11 protein-coding genes, 1 rRNA gene, 4 pseudogenes and 1 other annotated feature (1 of these 17 cut by a window edge) are annotated in these 14,568 nt (G+C 62.8%); all 16 genes and pseudogenes read left to right on the forward strand.

Translation table 11 applies throughout. The features are described from left to right. Positions 1-530: a sequence feature (23S ribosomal RNA rRNA prediction is too short), on the forward strand; it begins 11 nt to the left of the window's first position. A gap of 1 nt (position 531) precedes the next feature. Continuing rightward, a pseudogene (locus BQ7477_RS06335) lies at positions 532-948 on the forward strand (diacylglycerol kinase catalytic domain-containing protein); the annotation flags it as partial. Next, a pseudogene (locus BQ7477_RS13255) lies at positions 945-1,529 on the forward strand (AAA family ATPase); the annotation flags it as partial. The pseudogenes BQ7477_RS06335 and BQ7477_RS13255, both read left to right, overlap by 4 nt. Positions 1,530-1,792: 263 nt before the next feature. After that, positions 1,793-1,906: ribosomal RNA gene (gene rrf, locus BQ7477_RS13260) — 5S ribosomal RNA — on the forward strand. An 803-nt stretch (positions 1,907-2,709) separates the two neighbouring features. Next, positions 2,710-3,996: an HAD-IIA family hydrolase gene (locus BQ7477_RS06345; protein ID WP_478209461.1), complete on the forward strand. Its 1,287-nt coding sequence runs from the start codon at positions 2,710-2,712 to the stop codon at positions 3,994-3,996. Continuing rightward, positions 3,996-4,184, forward strand: coding sequence for a dUTP diphosphatase (locus BQ7477_RS06350; protein WP_073983234.1), 189 nt, complete (start codon positions 3,996-3,998; stop codon positions 4,182-4,184). The genes BQ7477_RS06345 and BQ7477_RS06350 overlap by 1 nt, the downstream gene beginning before the upstream one ends. Then, entirely contained in the window at positions 4,181-5,008 is an 828-nt protein-coding gene (locus BQ7477_RS06355) for a TlyA family RNA methyltransferase (RefSeq protein WP_073983235.1), read from the forward strand. The genes BQ7477_RS06350 and BQ7477_RS06355 overlap by 4 nt, the downstream gene beginning before the upstream one ends. After that, positions 5,005-5,835, forward strand: a complete 831-nt coding sequence (locus BQ7477_RS06360) for an NAD(+)/NADH kinase (RefSeq protein ID WP_073983236.1) — start codon at positions 5,005-5,007, stop codon at positions 5,833-5,835. The genes BQ7477_RS06355 and BQ7477_RS06360 overlap by 4 nt, the downstream gene beginning before the upstream one ends. Continuing rightward, a pseudogene (locus tag BQ7477_RS13025) lies at positions 5,832-5,939 on the forward strand (AAA family ATPase); the annotation flags it as partial. The gene BQ7477_RS06360 and the pseudogene BQ7477_RS13025, both read left to right, overlap by 4 nt. Positions 5,940-5,988: 49 nt before the next feature. Then, positions 5,989-6,573, forward strand: a pseudogene (locus BQ7477_RS06370) (DNA repair protein RecN); the annotation flags it as partial. Continuing rightward, positions 6,570-7,715: a putative cytokinetic ring protein SteA gene (steA, locus tag BQ7477_RS06375; protein ID WP_073983547.1), complete on the forward strand. Its 1,146-nt coding sequence runs from the start codon at positions 6,570-6,572 to the stop codon at positions 7,713-7,715. The pseudogene BQ7477_RS06370 and the gene steA, both read left to right, overlap by 4 nt. Further along, complete coding sequence (locus tag BQ7477_RS06380; protein WP_073983237.1) at positions 7,712-8,593, forward strand: copper transporter; 882 nt, start codon at positions 7,712-7,714, stop codon at positions 8,591-8,593. Before steA ends, BQ7477_RS06380 begins: the two co-directional genes overlap by 4 nt. Before the next feature lie 108 nt (positions 8,594-8,701). Then, positions 8,702-10,396 (forward strand): CTP synthase, encoded by a 1,695-nt coding sequence (locus BQ7477_RS06385; protein ID WP_129582529.1) that lies wholly within the window; start codon positions 8,702-8,704, stop codon positions 10,394-10,396. Positions 10,397-10,404: 8 nt separating this feature from the next. Then, the gene (locus tag BQ7477_RS06390) at positions 10,405-11,049 is read left to right on the forward strand and encodes an NUDIX domain-containing protein (protein WP_073983548.1); all 645 of its coding nucleotides are present in this window, start codon (positions 10,405-10,407) and stop codon (positions 11,047-11,049) included. Positions 11,050-11,202: 153 nt separating this feature from the next. Then, entirely contained in the window at positions 11,203-11,898 is a 696-nt protein-coding gene (locus BQ7477_RS06395; protein ID WP_073983239.1) for a helix-turn-helix transcriptional regulator, read from the forward strand. Positions 11,899-11,930: 32 nt separating this feature from the next. Next, positions 11,931-13,376, forward strand: coding sequence for a Fe-S cluster assembly protein SufB (gene sufB, locus BQ7477_RS06400; protein WP_073983240.1), 1,446 nt, complete (start codon positions 11,931-11,933; stop codon positions 13,374-13,376). Then, a complete protein-coding gene (sufD, locus tag BQ7477_RS06405) occupies positions 13,376-14,566 on the forward strand; it encodes a Fe-S cluster assembly protein SufD (RefSeq protein WP_073983241.1) in 1,191 nt (396 codons plus the stop codon). The genes sufB and sufD overlap by 1 nt, the downstream gene beginning before the upstream one ends. Positions 14,567-14,568: the final 2 nt, after the last annotated feature.

Consider the following 14,568-nt stretch of genomic DNA (forward strand, 5'->3'; position numbering starts at 1 on the left):
AGAGCTGATGAAGGACGTTGCGGCCTGCGATATGCCTCGGGGAGTTGGCGAGCGAGCGTTATTATCCGAGGGTGTCCGAATGGGGGAACCTAACCTGGGTTGTGCTGGGTTACCATCATCTGAACGTGTATAGGGTGGTGGGGGGAACGCGGGGAAGTGAAACATCTTAGTACCCGTAGGAGAAGATATTCCGTGAGTAGTGGCGAGCGAAAGCGGAGGAGGCTAAACCAGATGCGTGTGTGAGGCGGCAGCTGTTGCGTGTTTGGTGTTGTGGGGCCATGTTGGATCTTTCTGCCGGGGGGTCGCGTCGTGTGTTGCTGGGAGTTGAACAGTTTGGGATGGCTGACCGTAGAGCGTGAGAGTCGTGTAAGCGGACCGGTGGCGTGTGGTGTGGATGTGGTGCCCGAGTAGTGCGGGACTCGTGGAATCTCGTGTGAATCTGCCAAGACCACTTGGTAAGCCTAAATACTACTTGATGACCGATAGTGCATAGTACCGTGAGGGAATGGTGAAAAGTACCCCGGGAGGGNGCATTTTGCGCTCGTGGTCGACGGTCAGGAGGTCTCGACATATGGGGCAGATGGCATGATCTTGTCGACGCCGACGGGATCAACTGCGTATTCGTTTTCAGCGGGCGGTCCCGTCGTCTGGCCGGATACGGAGGCGATTGTCGTCGCTCCGCTGGCCGCGCATGGCCTGTTTACTCGCCCGCTCGTGGTGGGTCCCTCCGCCTGCGTGGAGATCATCGTGTTGGATGATATGTGGACGGCCCCTGAGATGTGGTGCGATGGTTTGCGCCGGATGACGGTTCCCGCAGGGGCAGTGGTTCGTGCGCGCGTGGGATCGGCACCGGTGCAACTGGTACGCGTGGACGATACGCCGTTTTCGGCGCGTCTCGTACGCAAATTTAATCTTCCTGTGCGCGGGTGGAGGGACGGCCCACGGTGATTGAGTCTCTCGATATTGCCAACCTGGGCGTCATCGCGTCGGCGCACGTCGATTTTGGCGGCGGCCTGGTCGTGGTGACGGGTGAAACGGGTGCAGGCAAGACGATGGTTCTGTCGAGCCTGCAGCTCCTGCTGGGGGCCAGGGCGGACGCGGCGCTCGTGCGAAGCGGCGCCGATCGATTGTCGGTGGACGGTATCTTTTCTGTCGGCGATGACGTCGCTTCTCGCGTCGAGGAGGCCGGGGGCGTCGTCGAGGGGGGCGAACTCATCGTTGGCCGCTCCGTCCGCGCTGCCGGCAGGTCGCGCGCGCACCTGGGGTCGCGGCCCGTTCCCGCGTCCGCGCTGTCCGAGATCGTCGGGTCGATGGTCACGATCCACGGGCAGTCGGATCAGATTCGCCTGACCGGCGAGGCCGCCCAACGCCGCGCACTCGACCAGTTCGGCGGGGCCGCTCACGCCGCGCTGCTGGAGGAGTATCGCGCGGCCTTTCGCGAGGCGGTCGACGCGAAGCACCGACTCGACTCGCTGCGTGGGGATGCGAACGATCGCGCGGAGGAGCTCGAGGACCTGCGCGGCGCCCTCGCCCAGATCGAGGCGTTAAACCCGCAGCCCGGCGAGGAAGAAGAGCTGGTCCGCGAGGCGTCCCGCTTGACGAACGCTGAGGATCTGCGTGCGCTCATGGGGGTCTCTCTCGGCTACCTCACGGGTGACGATCGTGGCGACTTGGCGGGGGCGGTCGAGTCCGCGCGCGGCGCCTACGCGCAGCTGGACGACGCTTCTCGTTTCGACGAGGCCGTAGCGGAGTTTGCCGCTCGCGCTCGCAGCCAGGCCCTCGAGCTGGACGCACTGGCCGACGACGTGTCCNAACGCCCAGCACCATTCCGAACCTGGAAGCTAAGCCCGGCAGCGCCAATGGTACTGCAACCGATAGGTTGTGGGAGAGTAGGACACCGCCACAACACAACAAAACCCGAGGGACGGCACCGCCACACGGCGTGCCGTCCCTCACCATTCCAACACCCACCACAAGCCACCAGGCCAAACGTCGTCTAACATTGGGTAGTTGAACGCGCTTCGTGCGCACCACAGACAAGAGCGCGAGCGAGCGCAGGAATAGAGGTTTAGCACCATGGCAGAAGAGACTCAAGGACGCGGCGGATTCGGCCGTGGTGACTACTCGAAGCGTCAGCCTCAGTGGCGTGAGCGCGGTGAGCGTGGGGGTTACCAGCGTCGTGATGATCGTCGCGGTGGTTATGACCGCGGAGCAGACCGCGACTACCAGCGTCGTGATGGGGAACGTCGTGACTTCGGCGGCCGCGACGATGCTCGCGGTGAGCGTGGGGGTTACCAGCGTCGTGATGATCGACGTGGTGGCTATCAGCGTCGTGATGGGGACCGCGGTTTCCAGCGTCGCGATGGTGATCGTCGTGAGTTTGGTGGTCGTGANGGCGACGAGTCGCTGCGCGCCGTGGAAGCGGACGCTGAGCGCGGGCTCGGCCACCCCGAGAAGGCCGTGGAGATCATCGACGCGACCGACTCCTCGTCTCTGGATCTCGCCGAGCAGGTCGAGCTCGTGCTCGTTTCTTCGGGCGCCCGCGCTGACCTCGGCCAGTCCGACGTCGGCCTCGTGATCGTTGATGATGCTTTGGCCGCGCTTCCTGCCTCCGCTGAGGACGAGCTGCGCCGCCGTCTCATGGCGGTCAAGGCTGAGCGCCTGACCGAGCTCGGTCGCACCGAGGAAGCCGAGGAGGTCATCGCCTCGATGCCCGAAGAAGTGGAAGATACCGACATCATCGACGTTGCCCTGTACCAGGATGCTGACGTCGACAACAAGCGCTCGCCGCTGCGCGGCTCGGAAACCGCGTTGGCTGAGGAGTTCGACTGTGCCCTGCTCGATCTGGACGGCACCGCCTGGTCCGGCGATGAGCGCATCGAACATGCGGCCTCCTCCGTCATCGAGGCTCGAACGATGGGCATGGCCTCCGCGTTCGTGACGAACAACGCGATGCGCACGCCGCAGCAGGTCGCAGACAAGCTCAACGGCATGGACTTCGAGGCGACCCCGGACATGGTCATGACCTCGGCGATGGACATCGCCGCGATCATGGCGGAAGAACTCGAAGAGGGCGCCAAGGTCTTCGTGCTCGGCGGCCCGGGCCTGCGCCTCGCCCTCGAGGAGCGGGGCTTCGAGCTGGTCGACAGCGCCGACGATGAGCCCGCCGCCGTCGTCCAGGGCCTCGATAAGGAGGTCAACTGGACCCTCCTGTCCGAGGGAGCGTTCGCCATCGAACGCGGTGCAGCCTTCTACGCCTCCAACCTCGACGCGACCCTGCCCGTTGAGCGCGGCCAGGCCCTGGGCAACGGCTCGCTCGTGCGCGCGATCCAGCACGCCACCCGCAAGCGTCCCACCGCGGGAGGCAAGCCCGAGCCCGGAATCTACCGCCGCGCGAGCGAGCTCGTCGGCGCAACGAACCCCGTGGCTGTGGGCGATCGCCTCGAGACCGACATCATGGGTGCCGTCGCCGCCGGTGTGCCCGCCATGCACGTCTTGACCGGCGTTCACCGTGCCCGCGAAGTCCTGCGCGCCCCGCGCGGCCAGCGTCCCGCTTACCTCGCGATCGACATGCGTGGTCTGCTTGAGTCGCACCCGGCGCCCAAGCACCACCGCGATGGAACGTGGACCTGCGGCCTGTCCCAGGTGGCCAAGGTGACGCGCGCGGGTGTGCTGACCCTTGACGACATCGAGCTGACTGACGCGGTCACGATCTCTATCGACTCCTACCGCGCGCTCGCCGCGGCGGCGTGGGAATGGGCCGACGGCTCCGGAAACCCGGTGACGTGCCCCGAAATTACGGTCGTTGCGAACGACGACCCGTCCGGCATCGTGACCGCCCCGGAACCGGTTGCCGACGCGGATGACGAGTTCGTCGAGGGAGCCGACGCTGACGCGCTGCCCGAGCCCGGCGAGGACACCCCCGCCTTCCTGCCCGGTGAGGAGGAACTCGAGGCGCTCCTGGAGTCGACGGCCGACATGGATGACGAGGCCTGATGGCCCTGAGTGAACAGACGGCGGCCCGCCTGGTCGGTTTCGATGAGCTTGGCGCGCAGATGCAAATCTCGACGCTCACGGCGATCGAAGCCGACCTGCGGCGGGTACTGTCGGCCGACGTGCCCCCGGGTGCGCCAGTTCCGCGTGTGGGTGTCGGATCGCGAGAGGACGGGAGGGCAGACACGTGAAGCTGAGAAGGATCGACTCCGAGCTCGTGCGTCGAGGCCTGGCGAAGTCGCGCTCGGACGCTGTGCAGATGATTGAGGAGGGCCGCGTCAAACTTGACGGACAGGTTGTCCTGAAGGCTGCGCGACAAATGGACCCTGCGCAGGCGATTGTTGTTGCCCCCTGCGATGATCCTGAGTACGTGTCGCGTGGCGCGTACAAGCTTGCTGGCGCCCTTGACGCGCTCGGTGACAAGGCTCCCCTCATTGAGGGGCGCCGAGTCCTGGATGCTGGTGCATCGACGGGTGGCTTCACAGATGTCCTACTGAGGAGGGGTGCAGCCTCCGTCGTCGCTGTCGACGTTGGCTACGGTCAGCTCGCATGGAAGCTTCAGTCAGATTCGCGTGTAGAGGTCCACGATCGGACCAACGTGCGCACGCTGGATCCCGCCTCGGTGGCGCCCGCCCCCGGCCTCGTCGTGGGCGATATGTCCTTTATTTCGCTGACTCTCGTCCTGCCCGCGCTGGTTGCAGCGGCTGCTCCCGACGCCGACTTCCTGCTCATGGTCAAGCCTCAATTTGAGATCGGCAAGGAGCGCCTCGGACACGGGGGAGTGGTTCGTAATCCCGAGCACCACGTCGAAACGGTCGGCAATGTTGCCAGATGCGCGATCGATCTGGGACTTGACATTGCTGCGATCGAGGCGTCCCCGCTGCCGGGTCCGGCCGGTAACGTTGAGTATTTTCTTTACATGCGTCGCGCGTATCCCGATCCTATTGATCCGCGCGAACTGACGGACTACATTCGCCGAGCAGTCGCCCAAGGACCCGCTGGAGGATCGTTATGACCCGTGTGCTCATGGTGCGTCACCGTCATCGAGTGAACGCCGTCACCAGTGCGGTGGCGCTTACACAGGCGTTGGCAGAACGAGGAATCGCTGTCGTCGAGGACGCGTCGAGCCGCGACATTGACATGGTTGTATCGATCGGCGGCGACGGCACTTTCCTCGTGGCGGCCTCAAGCGCGCGTGCGCTGGGGGTTCCTCTGCTTGGTATCAACGCGGGGCATATGGGGTTTCTAACCGAGCTTGGGACGACCGGCGTCGGCGACCTCGCACGCAAGATCGCCGAGGGAGATGTCACTGTTGAGCGCCGCATGACCCTGGACGTGACGATGGAGCGTTCCGACGGGTCGAAGGCTTCTGATTGGGCCCTGAACGAGGCCGTCATTATGCATACGGATGTCGCGCACCCGGTGCATTTTGCGCTCGTGGTCGACGGTCAGGAGGTCTCGACATATGGGGCAGATGGCATGATCTTGTCGACGCCGACGGGATCAACTGCGTATTCGTTTTCAGCGGGCGGTCCCGTCGTCTGGCCGGATACGGAGGCGATTGTCGTCGCTCCGCTGGCCGCGCATGGCCTGTTTACTCGCCCGCTCGTGGTGGGTCCCTCCGCCTGCGTGGAGATCATCGTGTTGGATGATATGTGGACGGCCCCTGAGATGTGGTGCGATGGTTTGCGCCGGATGACGGTTCCCGCAGGGGCAGTGGTTCGTGCGCGCGTGGGATCGGCACCGGTGCAACTGGTACGCGTGGACGATACGCCGTTTTCGGCGCGTCTCGTACGCAAATTTAATCTTCCTGTGCGCGGGTGGAGGGACGGCCCACGGTGATTGAGTCTCTCGATATTGCCAACCTGGGCGTCATCGCGTCGGCGCACGTCGATTTTGGCGGCGGCCTGGTCGTGGTGACGGGTGAAACGGGTGCAGGCAAGACGATGGTTCTGTCGAGCCTGCAGCTCCTGCTGGGGGCCAGGGCGGNACGTCGGCGCACGCCTGACGAAGGGCCGCGCCCGCCTGGCCCGCGAACTCGCGGCTGGAGTCAACGACGAGCTGCATGCCCTGTCGATGCCCGACGCGACTCTGCAGATCGACCTGGAGTCAACGAAGCCGAGTTCTCACGGATGCGAAACGGTCGTTTTCCGTCTCCAACCTCATCCGCACGCCCCCGCTCGCCCGCTTGGTCAGGGAGCCTCCGGCGGCGAGTTGTCCCGCGTCATGCTCGCCCTCGAGCTCATGCTGGGGCGCACCGAGGCCTCCTCCACCTTTATTTTCGACGAGATCGACGCCGGCATCGGCGGGCAGACGGCGACCGAGGTGGGGGCGAGGCTCAAGAGGCTCGCTGCCAGTCGGCAGGTCATCGTCGTCACCCACCTGGCGCAGGTCGCCGCCTTCGGGGACCAACACCTCGTCATCGAGAAACACGACGGCACAACGAGCGTCAGAGAGGTGACGGGGGCGCAGCGCGAGGCGGAACTCACCCGAATGATGGGTGGGGATCCGCACTCGCAGGCGGCGCGCCGCCACGCTTCGCAGGTCTTGGCCTCCGCCGTGTCACAATCGCAGGGATGAGTGACACACATTCAAAGACCGCACAAGCCCGGACGGGGCGGATCCGCATCGACGACCGCCCCACGCATCTGGCAACACGCTTGGAGCACGGTGAAATCGCCGTTATTAACGTCGCAGACCTCGACAAAGAGAGCGCTGCTGCGCTCGTTGCGGCGCGACCCGCCGCAGTTCTTAATGCGCAGCCCTCGTTGACGGGCCGCGTGGCCGCGATGGGTCCCAAGCTCATTCTCGATGCCGACATTCCCCTCGTGGATGATCTCGGACAGGACATCATGTCCCTGCGTGAAGGGCAGGAAGTTACAGTCACGGGGGGCAAGGTTCTCCTGGACGGTACCGTGCTCGCTACAGGAACGCGGGTCTCGGCCGCGGACCTGGATATTGCAATCGCGGATTCGACTCCGTTGTTTGCCGGTTTCGAGGGCGCAATCGAAGACTATCTGGCTCAGGATGGGGCGACGGTTCTACGCGGCGAGGGGGTGCCTTCCCTTCCGGGTCTCGGTTCTCGCCCGGTCCTGCTCGTGACAGGTTCATCCGATGCTGCTGCGGCCCTGCACGCTCTTGCTCGTTGGCGCTCCGAGGCTGCGCCTTTCGTTGTCGCAGTTGACGCGGGTGCGGACATCGCGCTCAAAGCGCGCCTCAGTCTTGATGCCGTCGTGGGTGACGCTGACCTCATGAGTGAGAAAGCGATCCGGCAGGCGCGTTCTTTTGTCGTCCGTGTTGGCAGTGATGGGCTTGCACCTGGAGCGGAGCGTCTCGACCGCATGGGCATCGTCTACGAGACCGTGTCGATGGCTGGGACGTCGCTCGATGCCGCGATGGTTGTGGCGGCCCATTCGTCGGCTTCTGCCGTTATCACTGTGGGCGTGTCCTACGGTGAGGCGGAGCTTGTTGATGCCGGTCGCGCGCTGGTCGCTCCTTCTTTTTTCTCGCGTCTGGCTTGCGGTTCGCGTCTTATTGGCGCAGACGCTGTGGCCGCTACGTTCCGCCCTCGCCCGCGCGGGTGGACGCTCGTTTTGCTCGCGCTCGTCGCGCTTGCCCTGATGGGGGTGGCCCTGTGGTCGACTCCGTGGGGCAATGACCTGCTGTACCCCGTGACGTCTTTATTCTCGTCGCTTACGCACGCTGTTGGAGGAGCCCAATGATTAACTTCCGCTACCACGTTGTCTCGATCATCGGGATCTTTATTGCCTTGGCCGTTGGTGTTGTCCTGGGAGCAGGACCGCTTCAGCGGACGATTAACGCTGGAGTCAATCCGTCGTCGTCGCAGGTGTCCTCGGACCCGCAGCTGGTTGCTCAGGCCGACGCCGAAGCCGCTGGTTTGAAGGCTCTGGCTGCGTCGACTCTGTCAGGGTCGCTCACCGGCTCTCAGATTGCTCTCGTCGTCATGCCCGGTGCATCGGATGACGACGTGGCTGCGATTCGCTCAACGCTGACTGACGCGGGCGCATCGATCGTGGGGCGGGTGACGCTGAGCGAGAACTGGCAGTCGACGTCGATGAGCCAGTACCGCACGACACTATCGACGACGCTCGCGTCCCACCTCGAGTCGGGTGCCGCGAAGACGGCTAGTGCCGACGGTGTGGTGGGCTACTCCATCGTCCAGGTCCTGACATCAACTGGTTCGGAAACGGACCTGTTGCGTCAGATTCTCACCGATAAGTCGACGCCTTTGATGACGATTGATGAGGATCCTGCCGGCACGGCGACCACACTTGTTGCGGTCGGTCCGCGCGCTCAGACGGGCGCCACGGATACGTCTGTGAGTCCGAGTCCCGACGCGTGGAGCGGTCTTGCCTTGGCGGTGGGGTCTACTTCCGGTGTTCTCGTGGGCGATGCGTCGTCACGCGACGCTATGATTTCGAGGGTTCGTAGCTCTGCAACGCAGGTGACGACTGTCGATTCGGTCGGTACGACGCTCGCGTGCGTCAGCACGGCGCTCGCCCTGTCTCAGAAGAGCGCTGGTGCTCACGCCTACGGCGTGGGAAATGGTGCACAATCCGTTCTTCCGACGGTTAAGTAAAAGCCGCGGTTGCGCGTTTTTCTTCGTCGGCCTCGTCGCATCGTCCCTGATCGGCGGGGCCGAGGTCTGTGTGCAGTGTTAAGCTGAAGTTCCATGGTGAACACGTCGATGCGCGCGGTGCGCGCAGATCATTCTATGACCAAGCATATTTTCGTGACCGGCGGTGTTGTGTCGTCACTGGGGAAGGGTTTAACGGCTTCCAGCCTGGGACGGCTGCTACGCTCGAGAGGCCTTCATGTTGTCATGCAGAAGCTGGATCCGTACATCAACGTGGACCCGGGTACGATGAACCCCTTCCAGCACGGTGAGGTTTTTGTCACAGAGGATGGCGCGGAAACCGATTTGGATATCGGACACTACGAGCGCTTTCTCGATGTGAATCTGTCGGGTGCGGCTAATGCGACGACGGGCCAAGTTTATTCGACGGTGATCGCTAAGGAACGCCGGGGGGAGTATCTCGGGGATACGGTGCAGGTGATTCCGCACATCACCGATGAAATCAAGCGTGTTATGCGTCGTCAGGCTGAGCCCGATCAGTTTGGGCGACGTCCGGACGTGATCATTACGGAAATCGGCGGGACCGTCGGCGACATTGAATCGCAACCTTTCCTGGAGGCTGCTCGCCAGGTCCGACACGATCTGGGGCGCAGCAATGTTGCTTTCGTGCATGTCTCTCTTATTCCTTTCCTGCCTGCCGCCGGTGAACTCAAGACAAAGCCAACGCAGCACTCGGTGAGCGCGCTGCGTTCGATCGGAATTGCGCCGGATGCGCTGGTTCTTCGCACTGATCGTGCGCTGCCTGAGGGGATTAAAGCGAAGGTCGCCCTCATGTGTGACGTCGAGCGGGATGCTGTCATCGAGTGCGCGGACGTTTCCTCAATCTATGAAGTTCCGCCGACGCTGCATCGTGAGGGGCTTGACGCCTACCTTGTTCAGCGTCTTGGTCTTTCCTTCCGCGATGTTGATTGGAAGGAATGGAAGGGACTCCTGGAGCGCGTCCATTCACCTAAGCATCGCGTTGAGGTCGCACTTGTCGGTAAGTACATCGACTTACATGATGCCTACCTGTCGGTGTCGGAAGCCATTAAACATGGCGGCTTTGCAAACAATGCGCGCGTCGATATTCGTTGGGTCGCTGCAGATACGTGTGAGACGCCTGCAGGGGCGGCGCGTGAGCTGTCGGGCGTCGATGCAATCGTTGTTCCCGGTGGGTTCGGGATTCGTGGCATCGAGGGCAAGCTGGGTGCGCTGCGGTGGGCGCGGGAGCACCGCGTGCCGACTCTTGGTCTGTGCCTGGGTTTGCAGTGCATGGTGATTGAGGCGGCGCGCAACCTCGCTGGATTACCCGATGCTTCATCGACCGAAATGGATCCGGAAACCTCTGAACCTGTCATCCATACGATGGCGAACCAGCGTGAGTTCGTTGACGGCGAGGGTGATTTGGGTGGGACGATGCGCTTGGGAGCGTATCCTGCGACGCTGCGTGACGGCTCGGTCGTTGCTCGTGCGTACGGGACAACCACGGTTAGTGAGCGCCATCGTCATCGTTACGAAGTCAACAATGTGTATCGTGAGCGTCTCGAAGAAGCGGGACTCATGATCTGTGGTACCTCTCCGGACGGGTCGCTCGTGGAATTCGTTGAGCTGGACGGCGCGCTTCACCCTTACTATGTTGGCACGCAGGCGCATCCAGAATTCAAGAGCCGTCCCACGCGGCCTCATCCCTTGTTTGCTGGGTTGATTGAGGCTGCGCTGAAGCGTCACGTGGGTCGTTACTCGTCGCGCGCAGATAAGAAGGAATGAGGATGGGGATGCATATCCTGTCGAGTGGACAAGCGAGCGGTATCGAGGACCGCCACACGCTTCACACGGTTGTTGACAGCTCTATCGAGTGGAGCGGTCGCATCGTCGACATGGTGGAGGATCGTGTCGTGGTGGTCGAGGGGGAGCAGCCGGTTGTTCGCCAGTACACGCGCCACCCTGGGGCTGTGGCGGTGGTTGCTATGCGAGGGGAGGTCGGTTGCGAGGAAGTTCTGCTTGAGCGCCAGTATCGTCACCCGGTACGCGCGTCGCTGTGGGAGATTCCCGCTGGGCTGTTGGACATTCCGGGAGAGGACCCCCTGGTCGCGGCTGAGCGAGAACTCGCGGAGGAGACTGATCTGAAGGCTGGGTGCTGGGACGTGCTCGTCGACTTTTTTACTTCTCCGGGTGGCTCGACGGAGCCTATTCGCGTCTTCCTGGCTCGAGACCTCGCGCCCACGGGTACGACCTTTGAGCGTGAGGACGAGGAAGCCACCATGGAGTACGCATGGGTGTCGCTCTCTGACGCGATGGAGTGGGTGCTCGCCGGTCGCCTTCATAATCCCTCGACCGTCATCGGCATCATGGCTGCGCACGCTGCGCGAGGCCGTGGTTGGGAGGGGCTGCGTGCTCCGGGTGCGCCGTGGCTTCATTGATTGTCAGGTAATAGGTCATAAGTCCCTCGACGTGTGGGTCGTGTAACACTCTGACGAGCTTTTCGTAACGCCTATCTATTCAAATTAGCGTAGACTTCTTCCCAGAGAAAAGCACGGATTGTCGCGCGGGATGCGCGTCGGAGCGGAGGACAGGTGGCCGAAGAAGGAGATGCCACAACCCGTCAACAGGTGCTCGATCTCATTGTCGAAAAAGGACCGGTCACGGCCTCGTCGATCGCCAAGGTCCTGGGCCTGACGACTGCAGCCGTTCGTCGTCACATCACGCTCCTGTTGGAATCCATGGAGATCGCTGAGCACGAGCCTGGTATGCCCTCTAAACGGGGCCGCGGACGTCCCGCGCGGCATTACGTGGCCACCGAACGCGCACACATCCATCTTGCAGACGGATACTCTGACCTGGCATCCAAGGCTCTCGGGTACCTGGGACAGGTGGGAGGAGAAGCGGCCGTCGAGTCCTTTGCGGCCGCGCGCTCACGCGAAATCGAGCGCCGCTACGCGCCCATCATCCGGGACGCCGGTTCCGACCCGCGGGTCCGTGCCCAGGCGCTCGCCGACGCGCTCACGCAAGACGGCTATGCCGCGACCGTTCGTGACATCGGTGGAGGCACGTTGGCTGTTCAGCTGTGCCAAGGGCACTGTCCGATACAGAACGTTGCGGGAGACTTCCCCCAGCTGTGCGATGCAGAGACAGTAGCCTTTGGCAAACTGCTCGACGTGCACGTTCAGAGACTTTCCACGCTTGCAGGCGGGGGGCACGTGTGTACCACCCACATTCCGGTGGGGATGCCGATCATCCGCCCCGGCGCGAGGAATGTGCGACGCAAGTAGCACACAGGTAAGAACGAGAGGTTGATACAACTATGACGCAGGCACCCGCCTCGGGCGCTGACGACCGTCGTATGACCGATGATGAGATCATTGAGTCAATCGGCGGTTACGAATACGGTTGGCATGATTCTGACGACTATTCGAAGGATGTTCCCACCGGGATTAACGAAGAGATCGTCCGTTTTATCTCGGACGTTAAGGATGAGCCGCAGTGGATGCGGGATCGTCGCCTGAAGGCGCTGGAGCTCTTCGAGCGCAAGCCCATGCCAGCGTGGGGGCCGGATCTGTCCCACGTGGACTTTGATGCCTTCAAGTACTACGTACGTCCCACAGATCGCCAGGTCAACGACTGGGATGACCTGCCCGACGAAATCCGCGACACCTACGATCGCCTGGGTATTCCCGAGGCTGAGAAGGCCCGCCTGGTTTCTGGTGTTGCCGCGCAGTACGAGTCCGAGGTTGTCTACCAGCAGATCCAGGAGGACCTGGAGCGTCAGGGCGTCATCTTTACCGACACAGACACGGGCCTGCGCGAATACCCCGAGATCTTTGAGGAGTACTTCGGCAAGTGTGTGCCCGCGGGCGACAATAAGTTCTCCGCGTTGAACACTGCCGCCTGGTCCGGTGGCTCGTTCGTGTACGTTCCCAAGGGCGTGCACGTGACCATTCCGCTACAGGCCTACTTCCGTATTAATACCTCGGCGATGGGGCAGTTCGAGCGCACGCTCATCATCGCTGACGAGGGCTCCTACGTGCACTACGTGGAGGGCTGCACCGCCCCGATTTACGACGAGAACTCGCTGCACTCCGGTGTCATCGAGATCTTCGTGAAGAAGGACGCGCGCGTGCGTTACACGACCATTCAGAACTGGTCGACGAACGTTCTCAACCTGGTCACTCAGCGTGCCATCGTCGAAGAAGGCGGAACCATGGAATGGGTCGACGGCAACATGGGTGCCGCGATCACCATGAAGTACCCCGCCTGCTTCCTGATGGGCGAACACGCCCGCGGTGAGACCCTGTCCATCGGCTTTGCTGGTCCCGGCCAACAGCAGGACACGGGAGCCAAGATGGTGCATATGGCGCCCTACACCTCGTCATCCATCGTGTCGAAGTCCGTCTCACGCGGCGGCGGTCGCACCTCCTACCGTGGCCTCGTCCAGATCAACGCGCGCGCCCGCAACTCCAAGTCGAACGTGCTGTGCGATGCTCTGCTGGTGGACAAGATCTCGCGGACCGACACCTACCCTTACGTGGACGTACGCACCGACGACGTCGAAATGGGGCATGAGGCGACTGTTACCAAGGTGAGTGCCGATCAACTCTTCTACCTCATGAGTCGAGGCCTGGATGAGAACGAGGCCATGGCGACGATCGTGCGCGGCTTCGTCGAACCCATCGCCAAGGAGCTGCCCATGGAGTATGCCCTCGAGCTTAATCGCCTCATTGAACTGCAGATGGAAGGATCCGTCGGCTGATGACGACCCCCAACACTATTGTCGACACCATGAACAAGGCCCACTCCCATGGGGGCGGACCCGAGAAAGCGAACCCCTCGCGCGCCGATCGCCCGACGTCCTTCGAGTTGACTGACATCGCTGTGCCGCACGGACGCGAAGAGGATTGGCGCTTTACGCCGATGCGTCGCATCGAGCGCCTCTTCGATCCCGCCAACTATGACGCGGGCGACGCGCCGGTGACCGTCGAAGCTCCTACCCCGGTCACCGTCGAAGCTGTCGCGCGCGATGATAAACGCTTGGGTACCGTCCTGGCTCCCGGCGACCGCACGGCCGTCGTGGCGTGGAACGGCTTTCGGCAGGCGACCATCGTTGAGATTCCTGCCGGGGTCGAGCTTGATGCGCCGGTGCGTATCAACGTGGCGGATATTGAGGGTACCCGCGCCCAGCACATCGTGATACGTGCGGGTGCCTTCGCTAAGGCAACCGTCATTCTCTCCCATACTGGTTCCGCCAATGCTGCGCTCAACCAGAGCGTCGAGGTCGAGACGGGCGACAGCGCTGATCTGACTGTCGTGTCGCTTCAAGAATGGGATGATACGACCCTGCATGCGTCGAACCAACGTCTCGCGCTGGGCCGCGACTCGAAGCTCACGCACATCGTTGTAACGTTTGGTGGCGACCTCGTGCGTCTGTGCGCGGACACAGACTTCCGCGGCCCCGGCGCCGAGCTAACCATGCTGGGCATCTATTTCGTGGACGGCGGACAGCATCTGGAGCACCGAGTCTTCGTTGACCATTCGCAGCCTAAGTGCTTCTCGCGCGTGACCTACAAGGGTGCTCTGCAGGGCAAGGATGCGCACTCGGTGTGGATCGGCGATTGCCTGATCCGCGAGGCCGCCGACGGCACGGATACCTACGAGCTGAATCGTAACCTCGTGCTGACCGAGGGAGCCAAAGCCGACTCTGTGCCTAACCTTGAGATCGAAAACGGCGAAATTGAGGGTGCGGGCCACGCGTCTGCCACCGGTCGCTTCGACGACGAGCAGCTCTTCTACCTGATGAGTCGTGGCGTCCCCGAGTATGAGGCACGCCGCTTGGTTGTGCGTGGCTTCTTCGCTGAGCTAATCAACCAGATTGGCGTCCCCGAGGTGGTCGATCACCTCATGGCAACCGTCGAGGCCGAGCTGGCCAAGTCCCGTAACAACTGAGC

Origin of the sequence: Actinomyces bouchesdurhonensis (assembly GCF_900128465.1) — a bacterium.
GTDB lineage: Bacteria > Actinomycetota > Actinomycetes > Actinomycetales > Actinomycetaceae > Pauljensenia > Pauljensenia bouchesdurhonensis.